The organism is Sphingobium sp. B12D2B, from assembly GCF_025961775.1.
Classification (GTDB): Bacteria; Pseudomonadota; Alphaproteobacteria; order Sphingomonadales; family Sphingomonadaceae; genus Sphingobium.
Window position 1 is genome coordinate 2,951,932 of the sequence record NZ_JAOQOH010000001.1, and the last position, 25,699, is coordinate 2,977,630.

The following is a 25,699-nucleotide window of genomic DNA, read 5'->3' on the forward strand; positions in this document are numbered from 1 at the left end:
CGCCATCTCTCGAGCATGAGAAATGCCCCGGCCTCTCATCGAAGCCGGGGCATTCCGAACGGTCTGTCCCACACAGCGCCGTTCTACGGCGACGGTGCGAGGGAGGCTTACTCGTCGCCGGTGCTGGCAGACTGGCCGGCCGTGCCCGAACCCTGGACCGAGCCGCTCACGGCGCCGCTGGCATCCACCGAGCCGGCGGTATCGCGCACCTGACCGGCCGCGTTGCGAGCAGCATTGGCCGTTCCACGAACGGTACCGCGCGCCGTTTGAGCCGCACCGCGGGCCGTGCCGCGCGCGGTCTCCACTGTGCCGCGAGCGGTGCCCCGCGCCGTCTCGGCCGTGCCCTGCACGGTGCCTCGGGCGGTCCCGACGACCTCTCCTGCCGTGCTGCGAACCGCATCGGTACCGACGCCCTGCGCCGAGACGCCGACGCTCTTGTCAATGCTCTGGCTGGTGCCCAGCGCACCGCCACCGGTCACGGAGCCGGCCGGACCAGTCGCGGACGTCGCACCTTCAACGGTGCCAGCGACCGTGCCGGCCAGACCCGCATTGGCGCTGGCCGAACCCGAGCGCGTATCGACCGAGCGGCTGGTGTCGGCCCGACCCGAGCCGGACAGGGTGCCAGTGACGCTCTGTGAGGCAGAGCCGACCGTGCCGAGCGTCCCGCCAAGATTGCCGGCACCGCCCAGCGTGCCACCAAGCGTGCCGCCCAGCGACCCGCCGGCATTACCAAGGAGCTGCGCCTGCGCGGGCATCGCGAAAATGGCGGCAGCGGCGAACGTGGTGATCAAAATCCGGTTCATATGTCATCTCCTTCAAGATGCGGGCCTCTCTTCTGGCCCGTCGGAAGGAGAACGATGGCCGGATGGGACTTCATCCCGACCCGCCGGAAAAATTTTACCGGGCGGTCGCGGTCACCGTGCGACAGGCTTTGCACACGATGCCGCGCCCGACATTGCCCTTGCCCTTCACCGCTTCGCTGGCGACCGTGGTGACGCGGCGCGCAGGTGCGCCCTGCGCGGCGGCCAGTCGTGCCGCAACGAGCGGCGCGGCAAAGGATGTGCCGCGCACTTTGCCATAGCCCTTGCCGGGCAGCGCAGCGACCATGTCAGCGCCGGGCGCGGCGAAGTCCAGATGCCTGGCGCGCCCCGCCTCGATCAGCGCCCGGTCCCGGCCATCGACACCGGTGACCGCGATCACGCTGGGATAGGAGGCCGGATACATGGGCGGCGCGGCAGGCCCGTCATTGCCCACCGCCGCGACGATCGTCACGCCGCGTTGCTGCGCCAGCGCCACGGCGCGGGCCAGCAACTGATTGGGCGGGCCAACCAGCGAAACAGTGATGACCGGCGCGCCACTCTTGACCAGCCAGCCCAGCGCCTGCGCGATCAGCTCAGCCGATCCGGCAGCGGGATTGCCGCCATAGACATCCGCCGCCAGCAATACCCGCCCCGTGGCCGCGCCCTTGAAGGCGCCGTCCCGGCCGACCAGCAGCGAGGCGATGGCCGTGCCATGGCCGCTGCCCTTGGGCCCGCCCGCCGCAAAGCCGCGTTGGCGGATCGATGCCCCAGCCAGCGCAGGATGGGTCGCGACGCCACCGTCGATCATGCCGATGGGCGCATCGCTGGCGGCCCCGCTCTCGCCGGCTGCTGCTGCGCCGTCCGCCGCCTCCAGCGCGCCGCCGGCAGGCTCGAAGACATGGTTGAGATCGAACACGCCCTCCGGCGCGAGCTTGCGGGCGCGCTCCAGTGCCTTGCGCGCCGTCTCGCCGCGCGGCACGCCGAGCACATGGGTGCGCAGGCCCAGTTCCGCCATCGTCTCCGTCCGCAATGTCTCGAAGCCCGCCGCCTTGAGGCGCGCGAGCAGATCCGGGGACGCATCAAGCGCGATGATCTCGCCCCGCCGCACCGGCTGGCCGTCGGCATCCGCCTCCAGCACATCGCGGTTGGCGCGGATCAGCGCATCGAGCCGGGCGCGGCGCAAATCGCGCAAGGACACCCGGTCCAGCGTATCGGCCGCGCGGACGCTGAGCGTGTCCACCGCGCCGCCGATGGTGGCGGGCGCATCACGCAAGAGCGGATCGACCACGCCGCCGGCAATCTGGCCAGGAAGTTGACTGGGAAGTTGGCTGGGAAGCTGGCCAATATTGCCCGGTAGAAGCTGCGCCTGCGCACTTGCGCCGAGCAGAGCGGCGATCAGGAGAATTGCGGTTGATTGTCGCGCCATGGTCGGTCCTTATCATTTTTTCTCAAGCTTTGGATGAAACGCTCGTGCCGCGTCGTTTCATCCACAAGAGCTGAAAGGAATTGGCTTGGACGGGTTCGAGGAAGGCCTCACTGCCATGTTGCCGCGCCTGCGCCGGTTCGCACATGGGCTGTCGCACAGCGCCGCCGACGCGGACGATCTGGCGCAGATCGCCGTGGAGCGCGCCTTGCGGTCCCGTAACCAGTGGCAGGCCGGCACACGCCTCGATTCCTGGCTCTACCGGATCACGCGCAACGCCTGGATCGATACGGCGCGCGCACGAAACCGTGAGGCCGCGCGCCTGCTGCCGGAGGAAGCCGGCGAGCAGGTGGGCGAGGACCCCCGGCCCGGCCTCGAAGCCCGGCTGGACCTCGACCGGATGATGGCAGCGATGACCCGGCTGCCGGACGACCAGCGCGAGGCTGTCGCGCTCGTGCTGATCGAAGGCTGCGGCTATCGGGAGGCCGCGGAGATATTGAAGATACCCGTCGGCACGCTGTCGAGCCGGCTGGTGCGTGGACGCAATGCGCTGCTGGCGCTTGTGGGCGAAGGATGAGCAGATGACGGACCCAAGGATCGGCCCCATGATCGATGACGAAACGCTCTATGCCTGGCTCGATGGCGAACTGCCCGAGGACGAGGCCAAGCGCGTCGCCGCACTCGTCGCCGCCAATCCCGCGCTGGGCGAGAAGCTGGAAGCGCAGCGCCGGTTGCAGGCGGGCCTGCGCGCAGCGTTCGATCCGGTCGCCGCTGCCCCAGTGCCGGCCGGCATGGCCGCAATCTCAACGAGCGAAGGAACCGTGCAGAGCTTGGCTGATGCGCGCGCCCGGCGCACAAGCCGTGCGGGCTTTGGCCTGCCGCAATGGGCGGCCGTCGCGGCGGCACTGGTCGCGGGGTTCGTCGGGGCGCAGATGCTGCCAAAGGACGGCGCGACCGCTCAGGACGGGCTGGTCGCAAGCGCAGAGCTGACGCAGGCACTCGACACCCAGCTTGCCAGCGCCGGGGATGCCGATGGCGCCGCCGCACCGGTCAGGGTGCGCCTCACCTTCAAGGATGGCAAAGGCGACATTTGCCGCAGCTTCGATACCGCCAGTACCGCCGGCGTCGCCTGTCGGGACCAGGACGGCTGGGCCGTCCGCGCGCTGGTCAGCCATCCGCGCCAGACCGAAGGAAGCTATCGCATGGCGACCAGCGGCGATGCCGCCATCATGGCCTATGTGGACGCCCAGATCAGCGGCGATCCGCTGGATGCGACGGCCGAAAAGCAGGCCATGGCGAAAGGGTGGAAGAAGTAATGCTGCAGCGCAGGCCGGTGGATAAAAGGGTGGTCTTGCTGCGCCAATCGGCCCGAGGTGCCACCATTGATGGCCTGACTCTTAGGCGGCGCCGTCCCACTTTACCTGGGACGCACACTCACCGACCGGCCCACCCCGCGAGTTGCCCCATATTGCCGGCTCAGCTTTTCCCGCCCTCTGATACAGCCTTGGCAATGGCGGCCTGGTTGGCACCGCTGAATTCATCGCGTCTCTCGTGGACCCAGTTGAAGGACCGTTCCCGTTGGGCATTGGCCCGATTAAACCGTGGCATGACGTAGCGCATCATGAGCTCATAAGACCGCTTGGTCGCTTCGAAATCCATCCAGTTGGTCCCGGTCATCGTAACATAACCGAAGCCACCCGTCTTTTCCCACAGGGCTTCAAGATATTCGACGGCATCGTCTGGCGTGCCGATCAACCCGCCACGCGCCGCGATGATGCGCTCCGGATCGGATCCAGCCTTGGCGCGCGTATCCGCATAGCTTTTCGGGTTGAGTGCTTCCAGATAGGCCAGCCACGGCTCGAGCCCGAAACGCATGGCCGCAGCGGCATCCGCGCGGCTCTCGGCCAAGTGGAAGGAAACCACGACACGCAGATTATCGCGATTGAGTTGATTGCCGTGGGCGCTGCCGGCTTCTTCCGCCAGCTTCCATGCCGCGGCAACATCGCCGCCGCCATGAGTGAGGATGCCTAGACCGTATTTGCCTGCCAGGCGCGATCCGATCGGCGTCTTGGAGGTCACGACCGCCATTTCGGGACGACGGAAGCTATAAGGCGCCATTTGGAGGCTCGCCTCCCGCAGCGAGAACCAGTCGCTATCGTGATCAACGACTTCGCCATCCAGCAACCGGACGATCACATCCAAGCCTTCGACCAGCCTCTCGCGCTGCTGCTCCGGCTTGATGTTCAACATGTGCGCATCGGACACCAGCATGCCGGGACCAAAGCCGAACATGGCCCGACCGCGTGTCTGATGATCGAGCTGCAGGATGCGATCCGCAATCATGTAGGGGTGATGATAGGGCACCGAGATCACCCCGGCGCCGAGCTTGATCCTCGAGGTCCGTTCCGCCGCAGCCGCGATGAACAGCTCTGGCGAGCCATATATTTGCATGCCACCGGAATGATGCTCGCCCATCCACAATTCGGCGAAACCGAGATGCTCCAGCCAGTCCACAAGCTCGAAATCCCGACGCATGCAGAGCGCTACGTCCTCATCGTTGCCGTGATGTGGGGGCAGGAATACGCCTGCACGAACGTTGCGCCTCTCATACATGGGTTTTCTCCCGCAAATCTTATCGTCACGGCCCGACTATCAACGCAATAATTAAAACACAATAGAAATTATTATTTCGTGAGACTCGCGAAGCCTGACCGCTCAGACAGCGAGCGAACCGAGCGCGGGAAAAACGGCTCATCGCACGTGGGATATAGGCCTTAATATACCCTCTTTTCCGTGTCATATCCCGAGTGAAGGGAAGTTGGCAGATGATGCAAAAACGGCACCCTTCGCCAGCGCCCATAGCTTCACATCGGTTTTTATATATATCTATAAATAAGTTGTTTCGGCCCCAATGATCGGTTAGGAGGATGGCGTTTCTCGCCAAGCCCAACCAGGGCTGGACGACGTCAAGAGACCAAAAAAACTCGGCGCGCCATATGCTGCCGAAGCTGACTGGAGGGAGGATTATGAAGACACTCAGGAAAGTTGCCGCTTTCACGCCACCGCGCGGAACATGGAAGGCAACCACCGCACTCGTGACCAGCATTGTCCTGAGCCTACCGATCGCTGCGAATGCGTCGGAAGGCGGCCAGCCCGATGGCATGGCGGCTCTTCCTCAGGCCAGCACACAAGCCAGCGCGCCGGAAAGCGCCAGTAGCACCGACATCATCGTAACCGGATCTCGCGCCGCCGCGGCCGGTTTTTCTGCACCATCGGCCGTGTCAGTCATCGGCGCCGATATCGTCGATCAGCAGTCGCCGATCAGCATTGCTGAAGTGCTGCAGCAGGAGCCGGCTTTCAAGGCCACGCGCTCGGTCGGCGGAAACGCGAACAACTTCGCGAGCCCGGGGCAGGCGACGGCGGATCTTCGGGGGCTTGGCGGGCAGCGGACCCTCGTGCTCGTCGATGGGTCACGGGTTGTGCCCCAGGCATCTTCGGTCACGACCGGATCACCCGTCGCGACGGACCTCAACGTCATTCCAACGAACATGATTGAAAGGGTCGAAGTCGTCACGGGCGGCGCGTCCGCACAATATGGATCGGATGCTGTTGCAGGCGTGGTCAACATTCTTCTCAAGAAGAAGATGACCGGCATCGAGCTGTCCGCCCAGACCGGCATTTCGCAGCAAGGCGACAATTTCCGCTACAAGCTCGGCGCCGTGGGAGGCTTGTCGTTCGGGGACGGCCGAGGGAACATCGTCGTGGCGGTCGAGAAAGCCCGCAGTGACGAGATTCAGGACATTTATCGCCGCGATTGGGGACGCCGCGAAGAGATGATCGTCACCAACAGAGCCTATCTGACCAATGGCTTGCCCGCCAATATCGTGGCCGACGGCGTGCGCAATTCCAACAGCATCGGCGGCCGCATCATCGGCCCTGCCAACTTCAGCCTGCGCAACTATACCTTCAATGATGATGGCACCATCCGGCCCTATCAGGTCGGCAGTGTCGATGACGGCACCAATCAGATTGGCGGCGAGGGTCTTAGCCGGTCCAAGGGGTCGAGCCTGATCCCCGGCATCGAGCGCTTTGTCGTTCACGCCCTCAGCAGTTTCGAAGTCTCGCCTGCTCTTAATATCACCCTGTCCGGGGGCTATTCAGAGACGCTAGGCCTGTTCACCGGCGGCCTGCCGAACTTTGCGTCCTTTACGATCCGCGACGACAATGCCTTCCTGCCGCAAGCGGTCAAGAATGCCATGGCTGCGCAGGGGCTGACCAGCATCACCGTCGCCAAGGGTGTCTATGATGTCGGGAACATCAATTTCCGGGTAAAGAACAAGACGCCGCACGGCACGATTGGCGTCGAGGGCGACCTCGGCAATTCGTGGCACTATGATGCCCATTATTCCTATGGCGAAAACCAGTTCCGCAGCGACTTCAGCAATAACTTCTCACCCGCCTTCTGGAATCTGGCAGTGGATGCTGTCGCGGCTCCGGGCGGCGGGATCGTCTGCCGGTCGACCCTCGCCGGGCAGCCTGCCAATCCCCTCGCCGCTGGCTGTGTTCCAGTCAACATCTTCGGGCCGAATGCCGTCAGCACCCAAACGCCGGCCGCGCTCGCTTATGTGAACCGCTCCGATTATCACGAGGTGATCTACAAGCAGCACGCCGCGAGCATCAACATGCGCGGCGAGCCGTTCTCCACCTGGGCTGCGCCTGTCGCCGTCGCCTTTGGTGGTGAGTATCGCCAAGAGTCGCAGGTTTTGACGGCCGGTCCGCTCGCGACAGCCGGTCGGTTTGCGATCGGCAATGTCGCGCCCTTCTCCGGCAAGTTCAATGTCAAGGAAGGCTATGTCGAGGCAATCGTGCCGCTCGCCAGGGACCTGTCTTTCGCGCGCAATCTCGATCTCAATGGCGCCATTCGCTATGCCGATTACAGCACGGCCGGGGGCCAGACGACCTGGAAGGTGGGTGGCGTATACGAGCCCATCCAGGGGCTGCGTTTTCGCGTGACACGCTCGAAGGACATCCGTGCAGCGGCGATCTACGAACTGTTCTCGCCCGGTTCTTTCGTGAACGTTCCTTTGACGGTGAACGGGGTCACGGCCGTCATTCCGCAGAACCGCACGGTGGGGAATCCCGATCTGAGGCCTGAGAAGGCCGACACGCTTACCCTAGGCGTCGTCGTGCAACCCGCGACCCTGCCCGGGCTGCGCATGTCGCTCGACTATTATCTCATCGACCTCAAGGATGCGATCGACTCGATCACGGCCGCCAATATCGGCAATGCCTGCTCGGCGGGCGATGCCCAGGCGTGCAGCTACATCACCTTCAGCGGCGCAACGCCGACGCGCCTTGTCGCGCCTGTCCAGAATATTTCGCAGTTCAAGACGAGCGGACTGGACATGGCGCTCTCTTACCAAGCCAGTCTTGGCGGCGGCGTGTCCATGAGCACGCGTTTCACCGGAACCTACGCCTTGCGGTCCTACATCAATGGCATCGACCGGTCGGGCGAGAACGGGATGGGCAGCCTCGGTTCACAGCCACGCTTCCGGGGAAATCTCACGCAGACATTCAGCACCGATGCGGTCTCGCTGTCAGCGCAGCTCTTGTACATCAGCAAGGGCAAGAACGATAACCAGTTCGACACGATCCCTGCGCTGACCATCAATGAGAATGACATCCCGGCGGCCGCTTACGTCAATCTGTTCTCGACGATCCGCGTGGTGGGCAATTTCGAGCTGTCCGCCAGCGTCTCCAATCTCCTCGACAAGGATCCTCCATCCAGTCCCTATGCAACGCAGAGCCAGCCGGTGAATGGCCAGCTCTACGACAAGATCGGACGCGTGTTCGAGGTGGGCGCGAAGGTTCGCTTCTGATGATTGGGCGGGCCAGGGCGGCGAGCGCGCTGGCCCGTTCCACGGAAGTCTCTGCTGCTTCAAATGCCCTGACGAGGCAAACCGCTCGTCACCGCCATGGCGCCCCGTTCCGTTGGCCGGTTCAGCGGTGCATGGACCCGCCTTTCCAGACCTCCTCCTCTCACGCGGTAAAAACGATCATCCGGCAGTGATAGGGGCGCCCAGGCTGACGTAGGAACCGTTCGCGTACACCAGCGGGCTGACCTCATCAGTGAGGAACACTTCTTCGACACGGCCGATCACAATGTGATGCGTGCCATAGTCCAGAGCCTGCTCGTAGCGACAGAAAAAGCTCGCCTGCGCATCTTCCAACCGGGGACAGCCATCTGCAGCCGTGCCCCACTTGCCCGTGGCGAACCTTTCTTCTCCGCGCGCTTTGCCGGCGCACGCTGCCGATATGTCGGCATGGTCGCTGTGCAGAATATTCACGCAGAAGTCGGCGCCTTCAGAGAGCGGCAGGTACAAGCTCGCCGAGCGATTGACGCAGATGAGCAGCGATGGGGGATCCATGCTGAGTTCGCTCACCGCGGTCGCGGCCATCGCGTAGCGCGCGCCATTATAGCGACAGGTGATCACGACGACGGCTTTGGCGAGACGCCGCAGCCCCTCGCGCAAGCTGATGGCCACGGGGGAGAGTTCGGTCATGTCATTTGCTCCGTCACGCTGCCTGACGCTCTGTCTGGCGGCGGTGGATGATAAGGTCTTCGATTGAGCCAATGCAGAGCCCGTGCCGATCGGCGAAGCGGATGAGGTCGGGCAGACGCGCCATTGTGCCATCATCGTTGAGGATCTCGCAGATCACGCCTGCGGGCTTCAGGCCGGCCAGCCTTGCCATGTCGACCGCTGCCTCTGTGTGACCAGGTCGCGTGAGGACGCCACCGGGCTGCGCGACGAGCGGAAAGATATGGCCTGGCGAGACGAGGTCGGGCGGCCCGCACTTGTCGTCGATGGCCGCGGCGATGGTCCGCGCGCGGTCATGGGCCGAGATGCCGGTCGTCACGCCCTCGGCAGCTTCGATCGACACCGTGAAAGCCGTGCCATGCGGCGCGTTGTTTGTTGCGACCATTGGCTGCAGAGCCAGATCCTCCGCGCGAGCCGCAGTGAGGGCGAGGCAAATCAAGCCGCGGCCATAACGGGCCATGAAGTTGATTTCCGCAGCCGTTGCGAATTCGGCTGCAATAACGAGATCACCTTCATTCTCTCGGTCTTCCGAATCCACGAGGATGATAGGCCTGCCCGCCCGAAGCGCGCCAACCAGTTCATGGATGGGCGAGAGCGGGGACAGCGGTCCGTCCACGACCGGACGTGGATATTCTGCCTCAAGCATCGCGCAGGGCCACGACAGGGATCAGCAGGTGGGAGTCATGCTCGCCCCCGGTGTGGATGTGGTGCATGCCGCGATTGACCGTGTCTTCGTGCCGCATGTAGAGCATCGGCTTGGGATACTGGTAAATGTCCCGCCCCTTGATCCTGATCCGCAGCACGTCGCCGGCCCTGAAGAGCGTGCCGGAGGGCAGGATCTCGATCTGCGCTTCGACAATCTCTCCCGGCGTGACCTTCCACTCAGAGGTGTTGGTGAGCACGGGCTGAAATTCGGTCGAGCGTTCGGCGTCCAATTCACGCCGCGAGAGGCGCAACCAGCCATAGGCGGCAGCGCCGTCCTCGAACACAGCCCAGTGGATGAAGCCTACCTTCTCGCCATCTTCGACCTTTTCGACCGCGACAAATACGTCCATGTCATCGGCGTCTTCGGTGGAGACTATGAGCTTGAGCTTCATATGCCCGACGAGCGCACAGTCTTCCTCGAACCGATAGTCGAACGTCGCCTCTGCCGCGTCATCGAGCGGATCATAGCTCCGGATTGCTTCGGCGGCGACTGGCTTGCCGCTCATGTGTCCGGTCGCTGCGTCGAGATACAACCGACGGTATTGGGTGTTCTCCACGGGCCATTGCTCTGACTGCTTCATGATTGCCGAGCCAGCCTTGTCGCGCACGTGCAGCCTGATCGGCGGCCAGGCGCCCATGTCGTTCGATACGCCCTTCAGAACATGGTCGAAGAACGCTGTCTGGCGCGCGATGGACGCAGGTTCGTAATAATAGCCCCATTTCTTGCCGCCATGAACCTCGAGCCACTTGCGCGAAGATGCGATTTTCTTGAAGCCTTCGAGGGTGCCGCGCGTATGCACGCCGTGGTCGCTCCAGCTCGCGACCACATAGGCCGGGACGTCGATCCGGCCGAAATCAGGCACCTTCGATTGCCAGTACTCGTCGAAGAACGGATGCTCGGCGGTAAACGCCCAGAGATCCTCCACCATGGTATCCGAGGCGCCCCAACGCACCTGGATGTGCGGCCAGAAATGCGTCTCTGGGATGCCCCCGTGGCGCACGATCTCATTGAAAGTGTCCGACCAGCCCTCCCAAGGATTGATAGCCGCCAGATGCGGCGGGTTAAGTGCGGCCACGTTCCACTGCGACGACGAGAGGTAGGATACGCCTGACAGACCTACGCGCCCGTTGCTCCATGGCTGCGTGCCGGCCCATTCGATGAGATCATAATGAGCTTCGCCTTCCTTGCGCGAGAAATAGCTTGCTGCGGTTTCCGCGTACCAAGTTCCGGGGATGTCGGCCGTAATCACCGCATAGCCCTGGCCGGTCCAGTAGACGGGATCCGGGGCCTCGAAAATGGTGAGGTCCGACTGCCACTCTGCCTTCACGCCGGATGTCGGATAGAGCGTCGCAAGCGGCGCCGGGTCGTGCTTGCCATAGGGGGTCCAGGCGACCAGAACAGGGATCGGCCCCGTCAGGTCCGCTGGCAGAAAGAGGTCGATCCAGAGCGGCTTGCCTTCCCGGGTCGGCACCGCAATGTCCCGCTCGATGCGGATGCGATCGCGGAAGGAAAGCTCGTGCTGGCGGGGGCGCCCTCCACGAAATTGCGGCGTGTTGGGCGGCCGCCTCAGTCTTTCCCGATAATCGCCCATCCTCTCGCTCTCCACTGACCAATTGGCTTGCGCCTCATAACCGGGGCCGGGATTAATTTCAATACGATTAGAATTTATTCCGGGCGTGATGTAGGCCGCCGTTCCCATCCTGCCGGCCTTTCGCGTAAACTGCGCGTCCGTAGAAAATGACAAGGGGACCGGCTATGGCTATGAACGCCCCGTATCGCGGGATGTCGGCCGGACTAACTGGCTGGCGTGCAAGCCGGTTATGCGCAGGCAGAGTTTTCAAGGTGTCGGATAAATCCGATGCCCTTTCCAGGGTGGTTAAGATGGGCCGGAAGAAGGCGGAGAGCCAAAACAGCAGCGAGGGTGCCGAAACGAAGGGCGCGCGACCGGCCAAAAAGCGCTCGATCGGCCGTCCATCCGGGCAGCGTGGTATCGGCAAGAAGCTGTTGATCGACAAGACTGTCGAACTCCTGCGCCATGTGCCGCCCGAAAAGCTGTCCCTGTCCATGGCGGCACGCAATGCCGGGGTACACCTCACCCTTTTCAAATATTATTTCACCGACCGAACCCGGCTGCTGGTCGACGTCGCGCGAACCCTGGCCGTCTCTTTGGGCGACGGCCTCGCCCAGACCGAAGCGGGATCCCTGCCGGCCGTCGAGCGGATAAAAATCAGAATCGACACGATGGTCGACTTCTTTTTCGTTAATCCTTTCTATCACCGACTCATGACCGAGATTATCGCCGACGAGACCGATCCGCTCGCGGCTGAGCTGATCGCTTTGTGGGTGGGGAAGACGCTCGATATCTATCGCGACATCATCGACAAGGGCGTGGCGGAAGGGTCGTTGCGGAAGGTCGATCCCTATTTCACATTTTTCGCGATCATGGGGCTGTGCGAGCAATATCAGCACGCATCCCGCTTCGTCGAGCAAGGCAATTTGGCAGCAGGCGGCGCCCCTCATTCCGACGTGGCGGCAGAATATAAGGCCTTCGTCTATCAGCTCATGCTGAGTGGAATTGCGCTCGAGCCCGCCCGCAGGGGCTGAGCCTCACGGCAGCATTACTTCATCGGTGTTCGACGACGTTCCACCAGTGGGAGCGAGCGATGCCGCTCGTCCTGAGCATGAACATCCGCACGACGGCCGGGGTGGTACATATTTATAGTATCCTATAAAAAACTTTTCTTCTCATTTTGCGCGTGATAGGGAGCCCAAAACCAGGAGGATTGTGATGTCTGTTACGACGGTCGATGAGCAAGCGAATGCCTCACGCCAGCGCCCTTTTGCCGGCCAGGAATATGGCCGGGTCCCTGACGGCACCTATCTCAAGAACTGGAATCCGATCATGCTGGCCTCGGAGCTGGTACAGGGAAAGATCGTCGGGAAGGATTTTCTCGGGACGCGCATCATCGTCTACCGCAACGAGCAGGGTGAGCCTGTCGTGCAGAGCGCCTACTGCCCCCATGTCGGCGCCGACCTGTCCGGCGGGGAAATCGTCGATGGCAAGGTGCGCTGCCCCTATCATCACTGGAAGTTCGCTGCCGATGGCCGATGCGCTGAAATTCCAGGCGAGACGATTATTCCCGGCGCCGCGAGGATCTACAATTATCCCGCTGCCGAGCGCTGGGGCATGATCTGGGCATTCAACGGAGAAGAGCCGCTCTATCCCCTTCCCGAGATGCCGAACCTTAGGGAAGACGAGCTGGTCTACCGTGCGTTTCACAGAGGGCAGCGAGAGATCGAAGGGTGGATTGGCTCTTCGAATCTGGTGGACTTCCAGCATCTGTCCACCGTGCACGGCATCCCCGACCCAAACCCGGTGAGCGTGGTGTTCGAGGACTATCTCATTACCGTCCGGCAGGAATCCGTGACGCGGATCGCCGATACGCAGCTGTGGGGCGCGACCTGGCTTACCGCGCATATGCAGTTTCCCAATGGCAGCGAGCGCTTGTTCATGGCCGGGAGTTCGCAGGTTGCGCCCGGCTGGTCCGACGCGTTCTTCGTCGTCGCCATGCGTCGGTCCGATGCGGAGAAGATGGGCCACCAGGCCGCGCAGGAAGAGTTGGATAACCGCATCGCCTATATGCACAAGCTATATGCGGAGGATGAGCCGATCCTCTTCAAGCTCCGTTTCCGGGGCTATGGCAAAAGCGCGCTCCTGAGGGCCGACAAATATTTCGGCCAGTTTCTCCAGTATCTCGAGAAATATCCCCGCTCCGCGCCCTTCGACGTCTGAGGGACCGATCCGTAAAAAGGGATGAGGAATGACTGAGGCTGGACGGGTTGCGCTTGTGACCGGGGCAACCCGGGGCATCGGGTTCGAGATTGCCAGAGGCCTGGCAGAGCACGGCATGCGGGTGGTGATCGGCGCCCGCGACCCTGCAAGCGGGCAGAAGGCTGCCGAGGCCCTGTGCGATCAGGGCCTGGATGCCCATTATGTGATCATCGACGTGACCGATCGCGCATCGGTTCAGGCTGCGGCTGCGGTGCTAGCAGACCGCTTCAGGCGGCTCGACGTCCTGGTCAACAATGCCGGCATTTCCCTGGACAAGCACAGCCTGCCAAGCACCGCCGACCTCGACGAAATGCGCAGGGTGTATGAAACCAATGTCTTCGGCGTGGTGGCGGTCATCCAGGCGATGCTGCCGCTCCTCCGCCAATCGGATCGTGGCCGCATCGTCAACATGTCGACGGGCCTTGGCTCCCTTGCGCTGACCCGCGGGCCGGATGGGCCGATGGCGTTCAGTCGCCTCCTCGCCTACAACAGCTCCAAGACGGCCCTCAATGCCGTGACCGTGCAATTCGCGAACGAACTTGCCGGGACGCCGATCAAGATCAACGCGGCCAATCCGGGCCTTTGCGCCACGGAACTTTCTGGCGGCAAAGGCCAATCGCCGGTGGCGGGGGCGAAAGTCGCCATCTCACTTGCTCTCCTGGACGCAGACGGGCCAACCGGCGGACTTTTTGGTGAGGGTGGTCCAGTGCCATGGTAATGGCGCGCTTCCCCTCCCCGCGAAGAGGCGAAGTGCCGCCCCGTTGACCTGGCACGCACCGGGTCGCATCGCGCATAAGAATGGCAGTGAGGCCTAAATCCGGAAGACGCGCCGCGCGGTTTCGCCAAGCACTGCTGCTCGCTCCGCCGCGCTGAGAAGGCGCGTCGCATCGATCCCATCGGCAACAATGCCGGCATAAGGCCTCGTGGTGTTTCCGTAATCGGACCCCCACATGAGGCGCGACGCCCCGAACACGTCTACTGCGGTACGAAGGAAATTCGCCGTGTCGATGCCTGCGCCCGCAAGCGCGTCGACATTCAGGCTGGTCCACTTGAAGGCGATCGTCTCGTGATCCTTCAGGGCCATGTGGTCAGGAAGCAGACCGTCCTGGCTGCCTGTGCCTCCAGTCCAACCCAAATGTTCGAGGACGACCTGACAATCCGGGTAGCGGTCGGCCAGCTCGCGCACCGTCCGGAGGGCTGCCGACCGTGGGTCCATCCGCAGGTAGGTGATGCAGAGCGGGAGCTTTTCAGCCTGTGCCATCTGCCACAATGCCTGCGCGCCCGGAGACTTCAGCCAGGGCAAATCCCCGTCCCCATCGACAAAGCCGGTCAGGCGAATAGCCGAAACGTGCTTCGTCGGCAGGAGCGCCTGAAGCACGCTGCGACTTTGCGCCTGCGCAGGATTCAGGATGATCTCCGTGCGGATGCGGTCCCAATGGGCCTGCGCGACGTCGAGAAGATAGGTGTTATCGGTCTTATAGGCGCCGCTATACTGCACCCCGATGCCGGCCCTGATGCCCATCTTTTCCCAGAGGGGGAGCATCTTCTCGGGCGTAACAGGCGCATTGAGGACGCGTGCGCGCATCACCTCTTCCGGCTCACGGGCGTTGCGCATGTCGACCGGATAGTGCGCAAAATCGGCAGAGAAGAAATGGATATGGGCATCGATCATGCCCGCCGTTGCATCGGGCTGCGATGGCTGCAGCCGCGTTCGTGCCAGCGCCGGCCCTGCGACGAGGAGCGGCGGAACAGCTCCCAGCAGCGCCCTGCGCGAGAGGACGGCGGAGCGGCCGGGGGCGCTCATCGCACGCCCTTTGCCGTACGAGCCAACAAGGCCGGCCCCGACACGATGACGTGGAAAAGGATCATGGCAATGGCCGTGAGCAGAAGCGGCGAGGCGACGATCATATAGATCCACAAGCCTGGGACCTGTGCAGCAAGCATCACGCCGCCAACGGCGGGACCGATCATGGAGGTTACCCGCCCGATCCCCCCGGCCCACCCGATACCTGTCGACCGCATGGAGGTGGGATAGCTTGAGGCAACAAGGGAATTCAGGCCCGCCTGGACGGCGATGACGAAGAAGCCATAAGCGAAGCCCAGGAACCAGCCCAGCGCATGAAAGCCACTCACGAAGTGGAAGCAGGTCATTGCGGCAAATCCCAGCAGCGACATGAGCGCCAGTGACGGAGCAAGACCAAGGCGCTGCATGAGCAGGGTCAGCAGAATCGGCCCAGCGATAGCGCCGAACGCAGACACCGACGACATCCGCGCGGCGGCCCCTGTCTCAACGCCTCCAAGAAGATGAAGGAAGCTCGGGAGCCAAGAGGTCAGTGTTGCCACCACGCACAGCGTGCTTCCCATGGCGACCCAGAGGAGCAACGTCATGGGTGCGCGACCGCTTCTGAACAGGCCGATCACCGGCGAGCCCTCATTACGTTCCTCATTGGACACGAAGATGGTGTCGGGCGCGAGTTGCAGGTCGGGCGCGATTTTTCCGAGGATCTGGGCGACGCGCGGATCCCGGGGATTGCGCGTCATCAGATACCGGCAGCTCTCCGGCAAACGAACATAAAGGTAGGGCACCAGCAAGAGAAGTGCGATGCCCCCGCCCCATAAGGCGGACTGCCATGAGTGAAAATGAACGAAACTTGGGCCGACAAGCCCGGCCACAGACGCGCCCAGGCCGTGCCCGATGTAAAGCCAGGTGAGCAACTTGCCGCGCCGGTTCTCCGGCATGAACTCGGTCGCCAGCGCGACAATATTCGGCATCGTTCCGCCCATGGCTGCGAAGGCGAGAAAGCGCACAAGGGTGAACATTTCGAGCGTCTGGACAGCGGTCGACAGGAGCGTCAGCAGCCCGAAGAAAGTGGCACCGACCAGGATGATATTCCGGCGGCCGATGCGATCGGCCAGGACAGGGATGGTGTAGAAGCCCAAGGCCATACCGGCTGCCTGCGCCGAGAACACATAGGCCATGGACGGAATGGGTATATCGAGGTCGCGGGCGATGACGGCCGCGAGGTTCGCAACGATATAGGCGTCATATCCTTCCAGGGCCATGAGGATGCCGCACAGGAGATAGATGGTCCAGCGGTAGCGACCCATCGTTGGGCGCTCGAGAATGGTATCAATCGACTGAACAGCCATGCAGATCCCCTCCGGCGCTCCACATATCGCAGAGCGCTCGCCAATCAGCTAACATCACAAATCGACACGGGCAATATATTCTATATAAATTTAATTATTTGGTCGGGTATGCGACACTTCGCCCGCCGGCGCCGCGAGCTTGTGCTTCGCCAGGAAATTCTGCAGCAAATCTGCCACGGCGACATTATTGAGATCGGCAAAGGGGAGGTGCGTGTTGCCCTTGAGACCCGCACTGGCAAGCTCGAGAATTTCCGCCTTGCCCCCATATTGATTGATGAGCTTTACGAACCGCCGGTTCAGCGGCAGCGCGAGTTGCGGACCGCGCGGTTGCGACAGATTGTCTCCCCAGACAAATTGCATGGGGATCTTTGTCAGTTTCTTGAATGTCTCGAGCGGCACGTAGACTGGGCCGTAGGGGCCAGGGGGCGAACCGTCATTCTCGCTCTCCGGTAGAACGAAGCCGACATTTTCGTAGGCGACGATCGCCTTCACGCGGTCGCTCTCAATCGCCGTGAGGAGAGCCCGGAGGCCGCCCGCCGAATTCGTGACCATGACCACCGGACCGCTCCGCTCGAGTGCGGCGGCTGCGGCATGCGCCTGCAAGGCGACGTTCTCCACCGTGTCATATTCGGCATAACGGGCCCGGCTGGCCTGCTCCCACGCGCGGGCGTCCGCGGTCGGGAACTGCACGCCGGGGTGCCACTTCATATAGCTTGGGCCAAACCTCCAGGCCGTGAAGGTCTCCTGGTCAGATCCCAAGCGCGGGGCTGACTCCACCGTTTCACAGGGCAGATTCGCGCGGCCGACGCGGGGGCCATCCCAGAGATAGACCGGGAAATGCCGTCGCAGAAAGATGCTGTCGAAACCTTCCCCGCCGTCCCACCGGTTTTTCCAGGCGGCGACGCTGGAGCTATGCCAAAAGAAGAGTCCAGTAGGGCCCGCATTCGCCGGGATTTGGTACTCCACATAGCCGTGATCACAGACAGTGGACTTGACGGCTGGGTCCCCGACCCGTGTTCCTCCGGCTGCGAAGGAGCCTTGTCGCTCGATCATCAGCGGCGGCGGCCCCGCGTCCCTCGCGAGCGACGCGGACGGTCCCGTAATGACGAGTACCGCGACGAGGAGGCACCGCGCGATCTGGCCGGGAAACATGTGATTGCGAGTCATCAACCTCTCCAAAGAGTTGGCATCTGGAAGGTGAGCTTCATGCTCCAGCACAGACGCCACTCTCTCAACCTTTATATTATAATACTCTATAAATAATGGCAAGCAAACCTGCTTGTGCGCTTTCAGCGCAGCAGCCGTGCCCCACCCATCGCTGAATACGCCGCCCTCCCGACTTTCCCCAAACAGATCGGATCGCTCGCCGGTCCGAAGCGTTATGCTGCAAATGGCACGGGAGCGGGCACGATGGCGCATGAAGATGACCCCACGACGCAGGACGAGGACACGGTCCATTACGGCGGCCCCTCCGGCGGCTTTGGTTCGCTGAGCGGCGTCGCGCGCATCTTCGGCAAGGAGTGGGCGACGCCCATGGCGCTGGAGACATTGCGGCGCCAGAACAAGCCCGGCGGCTTCATGTGCGTCTCCTGCGCCTGGACCAAGCCGGAGCATCCCCACCCGGCCGAATTCTGCGAAAATGGCGCCAAGGCGACGCTGTGGGAGCTGACCACGCGCAGCTGCACACCGGACTTCTTCGCCAAGCACACAGTAACCGAATTGCAGGCGTGGCAGGACTATGACCTCGAGCAGACCGGCCGGCTCACCCATCCCATGCGTTATGACCGGGCCAGCGATCGCTATGTGCCGGTCAGCTGGGACGAGGCCTTCGCGGGCATCGGTGCTGAACTCAAGGCGCTCGATCCCAAGTCCACCGTCTTCTACGCCTCAGGCCGCGCCAGCCTGGAGACCTCTTATCTCTATGCCCTGTTCGCGCGGCTCTATGGCCACAACAATCTGCCCGACAGCTCCAACATGTGCCATGAGACGACCTCGGTCGGCCTGAAGAAGGTGACCGGATCGCCGGTCGGCACCTGTCAGCTGAGAGATTTCGACCATTGCGACGCGATCTTCTTCTTCGGCCAGAATACCGGCACCAACAGCCCGCGCTTTCTCCATACGCTCAAGTCTGCGGTGGAGCGCGGCTGCAAGATCGTGACCTTCAATCCCGTCCGCGAGAAGGGGTTGATCGAGTTCGTCGATCCGCAGAACCCCGTTCAGATGGTGACGCAGAAGCGGACCGAGATTTCCTGCCTCTATTATCAGGTGAAGCCGGGCGGAGACATCGCCGCGATCATGGGGATGATCAAGCATGTCCTCGCGGAAGAAGACCGCCAATGGGCCGAGCAAAAGCAGCATTTGCTGGATACGGACTTCATCGCGCAGCACACGCATGGGTTCGACGCGATGGTGGAGAAGGTGCGCGCGACCTCATGGGCTGAGATCGAACAGGAGTCCGGCCTCAGCCGGTCTCATCTCGAAACGGCCGGGCAGATCTATTGCGACGCCAAGAAAGTCATCGGCATCTATGGCATGGGCGTGACCCAGCATGTCCATGGTTCCCAGACCATCGGCATGCTGGTCAACCTGCTGCTTCTGCGCGGCCATATCGGCGTCGAGGGGGCGGGCATCTCTCCCGTGCGCGGCCATTCGAACGTGCAGGGCCAGCGGACCGTCGGCATTTCCGAGAAGCCCGAACTCGTGCCGCTTGATCGGCTGAAAGAGCTGTTCGGCTTCGATCCGCCGACCGAGAAGGGCGTCAACACCGTCGAGGCCTGCGAGGGCATCATCGATGGCAGCATTCGCGCCTTCATCGGCCTGGGCGGCAATTTCGTCCGCGCCATCCCGGAGCGGGAGAAGATGGAGGCCGCGTGGACCAAGATGCGGCTCACCGTCCAGATCGCCACCAAGCTCAACCGCAGCCATCTGATTAACGGCGACGTCGCCTATCTCCTGCCATGCCTCGGCCGCTCGGAGGAGGACATGCAGGCCGGCGGACCGCAGACCGTGACGATGGAGGATTCCCTCTCGATGATCCACGGCTCGGTCGGCAAGCGCAAGCCGGCGAGCGAGCATCTTCTCTCCGAACTCGCCATTGTGGCCGGCATGGCCAAGGCGACGCTGCCTGCGCGGCCAGCCGTCAAATGGGATGACTGGGTCGGCCATTACGGCCAGGTGCGCGACCTCATCGAGGCGACCTATCCGGACAAATTCGCCGACTTCAACCAGCGCTTGTTCACGCCGGGCGGCTTCTTCAAGGGCAATAAGGCCCGCGAGAGGATCTGGCAGACGGAGAGCGGCAAGGCCGAGTTCACGACGCCGACGAGCCTCACCGCCATGGGCGTGCCCGATAAGGCGGGCCGCTACCGCCTCATCACCATGCGCTCGAACGATCAGTTCAACACGACGATCTACGGCTTCTCGGATCGCCTGCGCGGAATCGAAGGTACGCGCGACGTGCTGCTGATGAGCCCGCGCGACATTGAGGCAGCGGGCCTTGAGGCCGGGCAGGTCGTGGGCCTCGCCAGCGATGCGGACGATGGCGTGGACCGGCAGGTGGGTGGGCTCACCGTGACCCCCTTCGACCTGCCGGAGGGCTGCGTCGGCGCTTATTATCCGGAGATGAACCCGCTCATCCCGCTCTGGTATCATGACAAAGCCTCCAAGACGCCGGCCGCCAAGGGCGTGCCGGTGCGGATCGTGGCGCAGTCGGCCACCGGAGGGGGACAGGCGGGATGAAGCGCAGTGGCGAAGGCGCTCGGGCGGTTCGCCCGGGCGTCGCGCTGCTCGGCCTGCCGCTGCTGCTCGGCGGATGCGAGGCACTGAAGCTCGGCGTGGTCAACCATGCCGGACCTGTGGCGGCGGACCAGTGGCACCTTTTTCTTCAGCTTGCCATCGTGCTCATCTTCGTAGCGGGGCCCGTTTTCATCCTCGTCCCCCTCTTCGCCTGGCACTATCGCCTCTCCAACCGGGATGACGCCTATCGGCCCAATTGGGGATTTTCCTGGCCGCTCGAGCTGCTCATCTGGATCCCGCCGACCGCCATCGTCATCGGGCTCGGCGTCCTCCTGTGGAATGCGACGCACCGGCTCGACCCATACCGCTCGCTCGCGTCCAGCCAGCCGCCCCTGGAGGTGCAGGTGGTGGCGCTCGATTGGAAATGGCTCTTCATCTACCCCGAGGAGGGCATCGCGACTGTCAATCGGCTGGCCATCCCCGTCGGCCGGCCCGTCCATCTCAGCTTGACCAGCGGGACGGTCATGCAGTCGCTACTGATCCCGCAGCTTGCCGGGCAGATCTACGCCATGGCCGGCATGCGCACGCAGTTGCATCTGGCCGCCAGTCGGGCCGGCGTCTTCCGCGGCCAGAACACGCAGTTCAACGGGAAAGGCTTTCAGAACCAGAAGTTCGACGTCGTGGCGCTGCCGCCGGCCGACTATCGCCGCTGGCTGGGGCAGGTGCGCGCCGTCCGCAGGCCGCTCGACGACAAGGCGCTGGCGGCGATCACCGCCCGCTCCATCGCCCCGCAACCTGCCTTGTTCTCATCCGTCCCGCCGGGCCTGTTCGAGCATCTGATGATGGCGAGCACACAGGGGCAGGCCCATTGAGCGTGCCGCTTATGCCGGCGCTGCTGGGGCGGTTCCGCTGGGATGCGCTGCCCTTCGTGCGTGCCTGGGGAAACCCCAACGCCAATGAACTGATCGCCGCCGGAGCCGGTGCCATGGTGGTGGCCGGTGCGCTCTTCGTGGTCGTGCTGATCACCCGCCTCGGCCGCTGGCGCTGGCTGTGGACGGAATGGCTCACCAGCCTCGATCACAAGAAGATCGGGATCATGTACGTCGCGATCGCCCTGGTCATGCTGGCGCGCGCGCTGATCGAGGCCAATTTGATGCGGCTGCAGCAGGCGGTGGCAATCGGCAATCCCGGCCTGGTTGCGCCCGAGCATTTTGCCGAGCTGTTCAGCACCCATGGCTCGATCATGATCTTCTTCATGGCGATGCCCTTCCTCACCGGGCTGATCAACTATCTGGTGCCGCTGCAGATCGGCGCGCGCGATGTCGCTTATCCGCTGCTCAACGCCATCGGCCTCTGGCTCACTGCAGCCGGCGCGGGGCTGATGATGGCCTCACTGGTGATCGGCCGCTTCTCCACCGGCGGCTGGAGCGGCTATCCGCCGTTCACGGAGATCGGCTTCAATCCCGGCGTCGGGCCGGATTACTGGATCTGGGCCGTTACTTTGGGCTCGGTTGCCTCCACCCTGGCCGGCATCAACATCGCCGTCACCATCTATAAGATGCGCTGTCCGGGAATGACATTGATGCGGATGCCGCTGTTCGCCTGGACCAGCTTGTGCACCGCCATATTGATGATCTTCGCGATGCCGCCGCTGACGGTCGCGACGGCGCTGCTGGCGCTCGACCGCTATCTGGACTTCCACTTCTTCACCAACGCCCTTGGCGGCAACATGATGCATTATGCCAACCTGTTCTGGATGTTCGGCCATCCAGAGGTCTACATCGTCATCCTGCCAGCCTTCGGTATTTATTCCGAAGTGGTCTCCACCTTCTCCTCAAAGGAGCTGTACGGCTATAACTCGCTGGTGATCGCGACGATGGCGATCGCGGTGCTCTCCTTCACCGTCTGGCTGCATCATTTCTTCACCATGGGGCAGAGCCCGAGCCTGAACGCCGTGTTCGGCATCGCGACGATGGCGATCGGCGTGCCGACGGGGGTCAAGATCTACAACTGGATCTGGACGATGTTCCGCGGCGAAGTGCGCTTCACCACGCCCATGTGCTATGCGCTCGCCTTCATGATGACCTTCGTGCTCGGAGGGCTCACCGGCATCATCCTCGCCTTCCCGCCGCTCGATTACATCGTGCACAACATGCTGTTCCTCGTGGCGCATTTCCACAATATGCTGATCCCGGGTACGCTCTACGGCCTGCTCGCCGCCTATACCTTCTGGTTCCCCAAGGCGTTCGGCTTTCGGCTCGATGAGCGGTGGGGCAAGATATCCTGCGCCTGCTGGGTGATCGGCTTCTATCTCGCCTTCATGCCGCTCTACGTGCTGGGCGCTGCAGGCATGGCGCGCCGCACCCCGGCGGTGATGGAGACCGCCTACCGGCCCTGGCTCTATGCGGCGGAAGTCGGCGCGCTCGTGCTGTTCTGCGGCTTCGTGGCGCTCTTCGTCCAGCTCTGGGTGAGCCTGCGCAAGCGCGCCGCCACCCGCGTCTTCGCAGGCGATCCCTGGGATGGGCGGGCGCTCGAATGGTCGATCGCGGCGCCGCCGCCGGAGTATAATTTTGCCCGGCTGCCGCAGGTCGACCAGCGTCATTGGTTCTTCGACGCCAAGCGCAAGGGTGCGCCTTATGCCCCGCCGGCCCGTTATGAAGACATCGAGATGCCGAAAAACAGCGCCGTCGCGCCGATCATCGGGATTGCCAGCACGGCAGCCGGCTTTGCTCTCGTTTGGCATATGTGGTGGCTGGCGATCCTTGGCCTGCTTGCGGTCATAGCGACGGTGATCGCGCGCAGCTTCGCCCGCGACACGCACCGGCTGATCCCGGCCAGCGCGGTCGAACGGACGGAGCGGGCCTGGCTCGACGCGGTGGCGCGGGCGCGGCCCATCCCCCGCGAGATGGAGACGGCCCCCGCGAATGCGGGCCTGGCCGAGGTGCACCCATGACAGCCGGTGAGACAAAACACCCCGGCCTCAATCTAGGCAGCACCGACGCGCAAGCCCATGAGGCGGCGGGCTCGGCCCTGTTCGGCTTCTGGGCGTTCCTGATGAGCGACGCGGTGATCTTCGCGCTGCTCTTCGCCACTTATGGCGTCATGCTCCCCGCGACCGCCGGCGGCCCGACCCCCGCGAGCGAATATAAGATCGGCCCGACCTTTCTGGAAACGCTGGTCCTGCTCACCAGCAGCATCACCTACGGCCTGGCCTCGATCGCGATGAAGCATGGGGCGGCGCAGGCGAGCATCCAGACCTGGCTGGGGCTGACACTTGCCTTGGGGCTGCTCTTCCTGGGGCTGGAACTGCACGATTTTGCCGGCATGATCGCCCATGGCGCCACGCCCATGCGCAGCGGCTTCCTCTCGGCCTTTTTCGCGCTGGTGCCGCTGCACGGCCTGCATGTGCTCGCCGGCAGCCTGTGGATGGTCGTGATGATGGCGCAGTTGCGGATCATCGGCCTTGATGCGCGCGTGAAGATCAACCTTCTGCGCCTCGGCCTGTTCTGGCACTTCCTCGACATCATCTGGATCGCGATCTTCTCGACCGTCTATCTACCGGGGCTGATCCCATGAGCGAACGCCGAGACGACCCTCGCCGCGAGACACGCGGCTATGTGCTGGGCTATGCCGCCGCACTCTTGCTGACCAGCGTCGCCTTTGCGCTCGTGCGCTGGCCGGTGCTCGGCAGCACCGCCACCTATGCGCTCGTGCTGGCCTTGGCGCTCATCCAGATTGTCGTGCAGTTTCGCTGCTTCCTCCACATCGGCCTCAAGCGCTCGACGCGTGACGACCTCCAGCTCATCCTCTTCTCCAGCCTGATCATCGCGCTCATGGTCGGCGGCACGCTGGTGATCCTGTTCAACCTGCGGATGCGGATGATGTGAGTGGGCGGTCGTCGCAGCGTTGACTAGCGACGGAGGGGCGCCACCTTGGCCAGATCGTTCCGGATCGTGGTCGCGGCGACGCCGCCCTCCCCCATCGCGTGGCTGATCTGGTCGAGGCCGAGGACGACATCGCCGGCGGCATAAAGCCCGGGGATGTCTGTGCGCTGGTGGGCGTCGACCATCAGACACCCCTCGGATGTGCGGCTTGCGCCGAGCATCCCGGCCAGCTCCGAGCGGATGTCCGAACCCAGCGCCGGATACAGCGTGTCGAAGCGGCGCGTCTCGCTCTCGATGCCGAGCGCGATCTGATCTTCCACCAAGCTGATGGACGTACATTGTCCGGCAATATCGATGCCCGCCGCTTTCAGCCCAGCGCATTGCGCCGGTTCCAGACTATGTCCCCCTTCAGGCGCGACCAGCGTGATATCGGCGGAATAGCCGCGAAGGAACGTGGCTTCATTATAGCCGCGCTCGCCCGTTCCGAGCACCGCGATGGCCTTGTCCGTGACTTCATAGCCATCGCAGATCGGACAATAGCGGAGCCGACCGGTCGCAAGCGCGCGATCATGGCATAGATCGTCCATCATCATGGGGCGGCGATTGACCACGCCGGTGGCGAGCAGGATGGTCCGCGCAGCGAGGCTTCGGCCGCCCGCGTGCGCGATGAACTGGCTGCCATCATGCGCGAGGCTCTCGACGATCCCGTCCTGCAGGCGCGCGCCATAGAGGGTCGCCTGTCCGCGCATCCGCGCAAGCAGATCGACCCCGGAGATGCCTTCCGGAAACCCGGCATGATTGCGGGTGAGCGGGATCAAGGCGGCTCGGCTATGTCCGCCGTCTATGACGCAGACCGTCAGATGAAAGCGTGCGAGATAGATCGCGGCGGTCAGCCCCGCAGGGCCGCCGCCGACGATCAGGCAGTCCAGCCGTTCGGCCGAGGGGTCGGCCGGCTCCTGGACGGCCATGCTTATTTGCTGGCCTGCGCCATCAACTCGGCCTTGCGGGCCGCGAGCTCGGCGCCCAGGGCCTTGAGATCGAGTTCGCTCTCGCGGCTTTCCGCAAACATCTCCTGCTCCTCTTCCTCGACATGGTGCTCAACATATTCGCCAAGCACCGTCACTTTGGCGTCGAACAGGCGGTCACCCGCCTTCATGGCCTGGATCTCAGCGATGAGTTGCTTGGCGCTGGCATGTTCCACTTCGGCCTCGTCGAGCAGGTCATCATCGTCGATGGCCTCGCGCGCGGCGGGATAGAAGATTTCTTCTTCGATCTGCGCATGAACCGTCAGAGCGAGGCAGATCTTGTCAGCCAGCGCCTGCTTCTCGGCATCGTCTTCGAGATCAGCATATTGGTCGAAAAAGCCCTTCACCTCCTTGTGGTCGTCCTTGAGCAGCTTGATCGCGTCGGCGGGCTTTGCCGCCGCCCGCTGGGTCTTGCGCGCCGTCTTCGATGCAGGCTTCTTCGATGCGGGCTTGGCTTTGGGCTTTGCGGCAGTCTTGGTCGTGGCCATGTCGTTTCTCCATCCTGGGGGCGCAGGCGCGCGCCCCTTCGCAGAACAACCACCGAA

At 63.3% G+C, this 25,699-nt stretch carries 22 protein-coding genes; 11 read left to right on the forward strand and 11 right to left on the reverse strand.

What is annotated here, in order from left to right; all coding sequences use genetic code 11:
* Window positions 1-107 precede the first annotated feature (107 nt).
* Both M2335_RS13965 and M2335_RS13970 read right to left on the reverse strand, forming a co-directional pair.
* Window positions 108-803 (reverse strand): hypothetical protein, encoded by a 696-nt coding sequence (locus M2335_RS13965; protein WP_264595069.1) that lies wholly within the window; start codon window positions 801-803, stop codon window positions 108-110.
* Between the two features lie 94 nt (window positions 804-897).
* Window positions 898-2,226 carry a S8 family serine peptidase gene (locus tag M2335_RS13970; RefSeq protein ID WP_264595070.1) on the reverse strand — a complete coding sequence of 443 codons (1,329 nt, stop codon included), beginning with the start codon at window positions 2,224-2,226 and terminating at the stop codon, window positions 898-900.
* A gap of 115 nt (window positions 2,227-2,341) precedes the next feature.
* On the opposite strand from M2335_RS13970, the gene M2335_RS13975 reads away from it, so the two are divergent.
* A complete protein-coding gene (locus M2335_RS13975) occupies window positions 2,342-2,800 on the forward strand; it encodes an RNA polymerase sigma factor (RefSeq protein ID WP_264595423.1) in 459 nt (152 codons plus the stop codon).
* A 28-nt stretch (window positions 2,801-2,828) separates the two neighbouring features.
* Window positions 2,829-3,539, forward strand: coding sequence for an anti-sigma factor family protein (locus M2335_RS13980; protein WP_264595071.1), 711 nt, complete (start codon window positions 2,829-2,831; stop codon window positions 3,537-3,539).
* A 160-nt stretch (window positions 3,540-3,699) separates the two neighbouring features.
* Here M2335_RS13980 and M2335_RS13985 read toward each other — a convergent pair whose 3' ends face one another.
* A complete protein-coding gene (locus M2335_RS13985) occupies window positions 3,700-4,836 on the reverse strand; it encodes an LLM class flavin-dependent oxidoreductase (RefSeq protein WP_264595072.1) in 1,137 nt (378 codons plus the stop codon).
* Between the two features lie 482 nt (window positions 4,837-5,318).
* Between M2335_RS13985 and M2335_RS13990 the strand changes: the two genes are divergently transcribed.
* Window positions 5,319-8,102, forward strand: coding sequence for a TonB-dependent receptor domain-containing protein (locus M2335_RS13990; protein ID WP_264595073.1), 2,784 nt, complete (start codon window positions 5,319-5,321; stop codon window positions 8,100-8,102).
* 177 nt (window positions 8,103-8,279) lie between these two features.
* Here the strand turns inward: M2335_RS13990 and M2335_RS13995 are convergent, their stop codons facing one another.
* Genes M2335_RS13995 through M2335_RS14005 form a run of 3 tightly spaced genes read right to left on the reverse strand, consistent with a single transcriptional unit; the run spans window position 8,280 to window position 11,227 of the window.
* On the reverse strand, window positions 8,280-8,786 hold the full coding sequence (locus M2335_RS13995) for a flavin reductase family protein (protein ID WP_264595074.1): 507 nt from the start codon (window positions 8,784-8,786) through the stop codon (window positions 8,280-8,282).
* Window positions 8,787-8,799: 13 nt separating this feature from the next.
* Entirely contained in the window at window positions 8,800-9,468 is a 669-nt protein-coding gene (gene ribB / locus M2335_RS14000) for a 3,4-dihydroxy-2-butanone-4-phosphate synthase (RefSeq protein ID WP_319801200.1), read from the reverse strand.
* Window positions 9,461-11,227 carry a CocE/NonD family hydrolase gene (locus M2335_RS14005; RefSeq protein ID WP_264595075.1) on the reverse strand — a complete coding sequence of 589 codons (1,767 nt, stop codon included), beginning with the start codon at window positions 11,225-11,227 and terminating at the stop codon, window positions 9,461-9,463. The genes ribB and M2335_RS14005 overlap by 8 nt, the downstream gene beginning before the upstream one ends.
* 56 nt (window positions 11,228-11,283) lie before the next feature.
* On the opposite strand from M2335_RS14005, the gene M2335_RS14010 reads away from it, so the two are divergent.
* The 3 genes from M2335_RS14010 (at window position 11,284) to M2335_RS14020 (ending at window position 14,078) form a co-directional block, all read left to right on the forward strand.
* The gene (locus tag M2335_RS14010) at window positions 11,284-12,132 is read left to right on the forward strand and encodes a TetR/AcrR family transcriptional regulator (RefSeq protein ID WP_264595076.1); all 849 of its coding nucleotides are present in this window, start codon (window positions 11,284-11,286) and stop codon (window positions 12,130-12,132) included.
* A gap of 184 nt (window positions 12,133-12,316) precedes the next feature.
* The gene (locus tag M2335_RS14015) at window positions 12,317-13,321 is read left to right on the forward strand and encodes a Rieske 2Fe-2S domain-containing protein (RefSeq protein WP_264595077.1); all 1,005 of its coding nucleotides are present in this window, start codon (window positions 12,317-12,319) and stop codon (window positions 13,319-13,321) included.
* A gap of 28 nt (window positions 13,322-13,349) precedes the next feature.
* Complete coding sequence (locus M2335_RS14020) at window positions 13,350-14,078, forward strand: SDR family oxidoreductase (RefSeq protein WP_264595078.1); 729 nt, start codon at window positions 13,350-13,352, stop codon at window positions 14,076-14,078.
* 93 nt (window positions 14,079-14,171) lie between these two features.
* On the opposite strand, the gene M2335_RS14025 is transcribed toward M2335_RS14020, so the two are convergent.
* The 3 genes from M2335_RS14025 to M2335_RS14035 all read right to left on the reverse strand — a co-directional run bounded on the left by M2335_RS14025 (window position 14,172) and on the right by M2335_RS14035 (window position 17,677).
* Window positions 14,172-15,164 carry an amidohydrolase family protein gene (locus tag M2335_RS14025; protein WP_264595079.1) on the reverse strand — a complete coding sequence of 331 codons (993 nt, stop codon included), beginning with the start codon at window positions 15,162-15,164 and terminating at the stop codon, window positions 14,172-14,174.
* Window positions 15,161-16,510, reverse strand: coding sequence for an MFS transporter (locus tag M2335_RS14030; protein ID WP_264595080.1), 1,350 nt, complete (start codon window positions 16,508-16,510; stop codon window positions 15,161-15,163). The genes M2335_RS14025 and M2335_RS14030 overlap by 4 nt, the downstream gene beginning before the upstream one ends.
* 90 nt (window positions 16,511-16,600) lie before the next feature.
* Window positions 16,601-17,677 (reverse strand): alpha/beta hydrolase, encoded by a 1,077-nt coding sequence (locus tag M2335_RS14035; protein ID WP_264595081.1) that lies wholly within the window; start codon window positions 17,675-17,677, stop codon window positions 16,601-16,603.
* Between the two features lie 243 nt (window positions 17,678-17,920).
* Here M2335_RS14035 and M2335_RS14040 point away from each other — a divergent pair, with 243 nt between their 5' ends.
* Genes M2335_RS14040 through M2335_RS14060 form a run of 5 tightly spaced genes read left to right on the forward strand, consistent with a single transcriptional unit; the run spans window position 17,921 to window position 24,132 of the window.
* Window positions 17,921-20,248, forward strand: a complete 2,328-nt coding sequence (locus tag M2335_RS14040; RefSeq protein ID WP_264595082.1) for an FdhF/YdeP family oxidoreductase — start codon at window positions 17,921-17,923, stop codon at window positions 20,246-20,248.
* Window positions 20,245-21,117 carry a ubiquinol oxidase subunit II gene (locus M2335_RS14045; RefSeq protein ID WP_264595083.1) on the forward strand — a complete coding sequence of 291 codons (873 nt, stop codon included), beginning with the start codon at window positions 20,245-20,247 and terminating at the stop codon, window positions 21,115-21,117. Before M2335_RS14040 ends, M2335_RS14045 begins: the two co-directional genes overlap by 4 nt.
* Window positions 21,118-21,128: 11 nt before the next feature.
* Window positions 21,129-23,198, forward strand: coding sequence for a cbb3-type cytochrome c oxidase subunit I (locus M2335_RS14050; protein WP_413716149.1), 2,070 nt, complete (start codon window positions 21,129-21,131; stop codon window positions 23,196-23,198).
* Window positions 23,195-23,821, forward strand: coding sequence for a cytochrome c oxidase subunit 3 (locus M2335_RS14055; protein ID WP_264572111.1), 627 nt, complete (start codon window positions 23,195-23,197; stop codon window positions 23,819-23,821). Before M2335_RS14050 ends, M2335_RS14055 begins: the two co-directional genes overlap by 4 nt.
* Window positions 23,818-24,132 carry a cytochrome o ubiquinol/quinol oxidase subunit IV gene (locus M2335_RS14060; RefSeq protein WP_264572110.1) on the forward strand — a complete coding sequence of 105 codons (315 nt, stop codon included), beginning with the start codon at window positions 23,818-23,820 and terminating at the stop codon, window positions 24,130-24,132. Before M2335_RS14055 ends, M2335_RS14060 begins: the two co-directional genes overlap by 4 nt.
* Window positions 24,133-24,155: 23 nt before the next feature.
* Here M2335_RS14060 and M2335_RS14065 read toward each other — a convergent pair whose 3' ends face one another.
* Together M2335_RS14065 and M2335_RS14070 are read right to left on the reverse strand one after the other, a co-directional pair.
* Complete coding sequence (locus M2335_RS14065) at window positions 24,156-25,097, reverse strand: NAD(P)/FAD-dependent oxidoreductase (protein WP_264572109.1); 942 nt, start codon at window positions 25,095-25,097, stop codon at window positions 24,156-24,158.
* A gap of 2 nt (window positions 25,098-25,099) precedes the next feature.
* On the reverse strand, window positions 25,100-25,642 hold the full coding sequence (locus M2335_RS14070; protein ID WP_264576508.1) for a hemerythrin domain-containing protein: 543 nt from the start codon (window positions 25,640-25,642) through the stop codon (window positions 25,100-25,102).
* Window positions 25,643-25,699: the final 57 nt, after the last annotated feature.

Coding starts and splice junctions, on each gene's coding strand:
- M2335_RS13965 (WP_264595069.1), bottom strand. CDS start 803: ATGAACCGGATTTTGATCACCACGTTCGCCGCTGCCGCCATTTTCGCG.
- M2335_RS13970 (WP_264595070.1), bottom strand. CDS start 2,226: ATGGCGCGACAATCAACCGCAATTCTCCTGATCGCCGCTCTGCTCGGC.
- M2335_RS13975 (WP_264595423.1), top strand. CDS start 2,342: ATGTTGCCGCGCCTGCGCCGGTTCGCACATGGGCTGTCGCACAGCGCC.
- M2335_RS13980 (WP_264595071.1), top strand. CDS start 2,829: ATGATCGATGACGAAACGCTCTATGCCTGGCTCGATGGCGAACTGCCC.
- M2335_RS13985 (WP_264595072.1), bottom strand. CDS start 4,836: ATGTATGAGAGGCGCAACGTTCGTGCAGGCGTATTCCTGCCCCCACAT.
- M2335_RS13995 (WP_264595074.1), bottom strand. CDS start 8,786: ATGACCGAACTCTCCCCCGTGGCCATCAGCTTGCGCGAGGGGCTGCGG.
- ribB (WP_319801200.1), bottom strand. CDS start 9,468: ATGCTTGAGGCAGAATATCCACGTCCGGTCGTGGACGGACCGCTGTCC.
- M2335_RS14005 (WP_264595075.1), bottom strand. CDS start 11,227: ATGGGAACGGCGGCCTACATCACGCCCGGAATAAATTCTAATCGTATT.
- M2335_RS14010 (WP_264595076.1), top strand. CDS start 11,284: ATGGCTATGAACGCCCCGTATCGCGGGATGTCGGCCGGACTAACTGGC.
- M2335_RS14015 (WP_264595077.1), top strand. CDS start 12,317: ATGTCTGTTACGACGGTCGATGAGCAAGCGAATGCCTCACGCCAGCGC.
- M2335_RS14020 (WP_264595078.1), top strand. CDS start 13,350: ATGACTGAGGCTGGACGGGTTGCGCTTGTGACCGGGGCAACCCGGGGC.
- M2335_RS14025 (WP_264595079.1), bottom strand. CDS start 15,164: ATGAGCGCCCCCGGCCGCTCCGCCGTCCTCTCGCGCAGGGCGCTGCTG.
- M2335_RS14030 (WP_264595080.1), bottom strand. CDS start 16,510: ATGGCTGTTCAGTCGATTGATACCATTCTCGAGCGCCCAACGATGGGT.
- M2335_RS14035 (WP_264595081.1), bottom strand. CDS start 17,677: ATGACTCGCAATCACATGTTTCCCGGCCAGATCGCGCGGTGCCTCCTC.
- M2335_RS14040 (WP_264595082.1), top strand. CDS start 17,921: ATGGCGCATGAAGATGACCCCACGACGCAGGACGAGGACACGGTCCAT.
- M2335_RS14045 (WP_264595083.1), top strand. CDS start 20,245: ATGAAGCGCAGTGGCGAAGGCGCTCGGGCGGTTCGCCCGGGCGTCGCG.
- M2335_RS14050 (WP_413716149.1), top strand. CDS start 21,129: ATGCCGGCGCTGCTGGGGCGGTTCCGCTGGGATGCGCTGCCCTTCGTG.
- M2335_RS14055 (WP_264572111.1), top strand. CDS start 23,195: ATGACAGCCGGTGAGACAAAACACCCCGGCCTCAATCTAGGCAGCACC.
- M2335_RS14060 (WP_264572110.1), top strand. CDS start 23,818: ATGAGCGAACGCCGAGACGACCCTCGCCGCGAGACACGCGGCTATGTG.
- M2335_RS14065 (WP_264572109.1), bottom strand. CDS start 25,097: ATGGCCGTCCAGGAGCCGGCCGACCCCTCGGCCGAACGGCTGGACTGC.
- M2335_RS14070 (WP_264576508.1), bottom strand. CDS start 25,642: ATGGCCACGACCAAGACTGCCGCAAAGCCCAAAGCCAAGCCCGCATCG.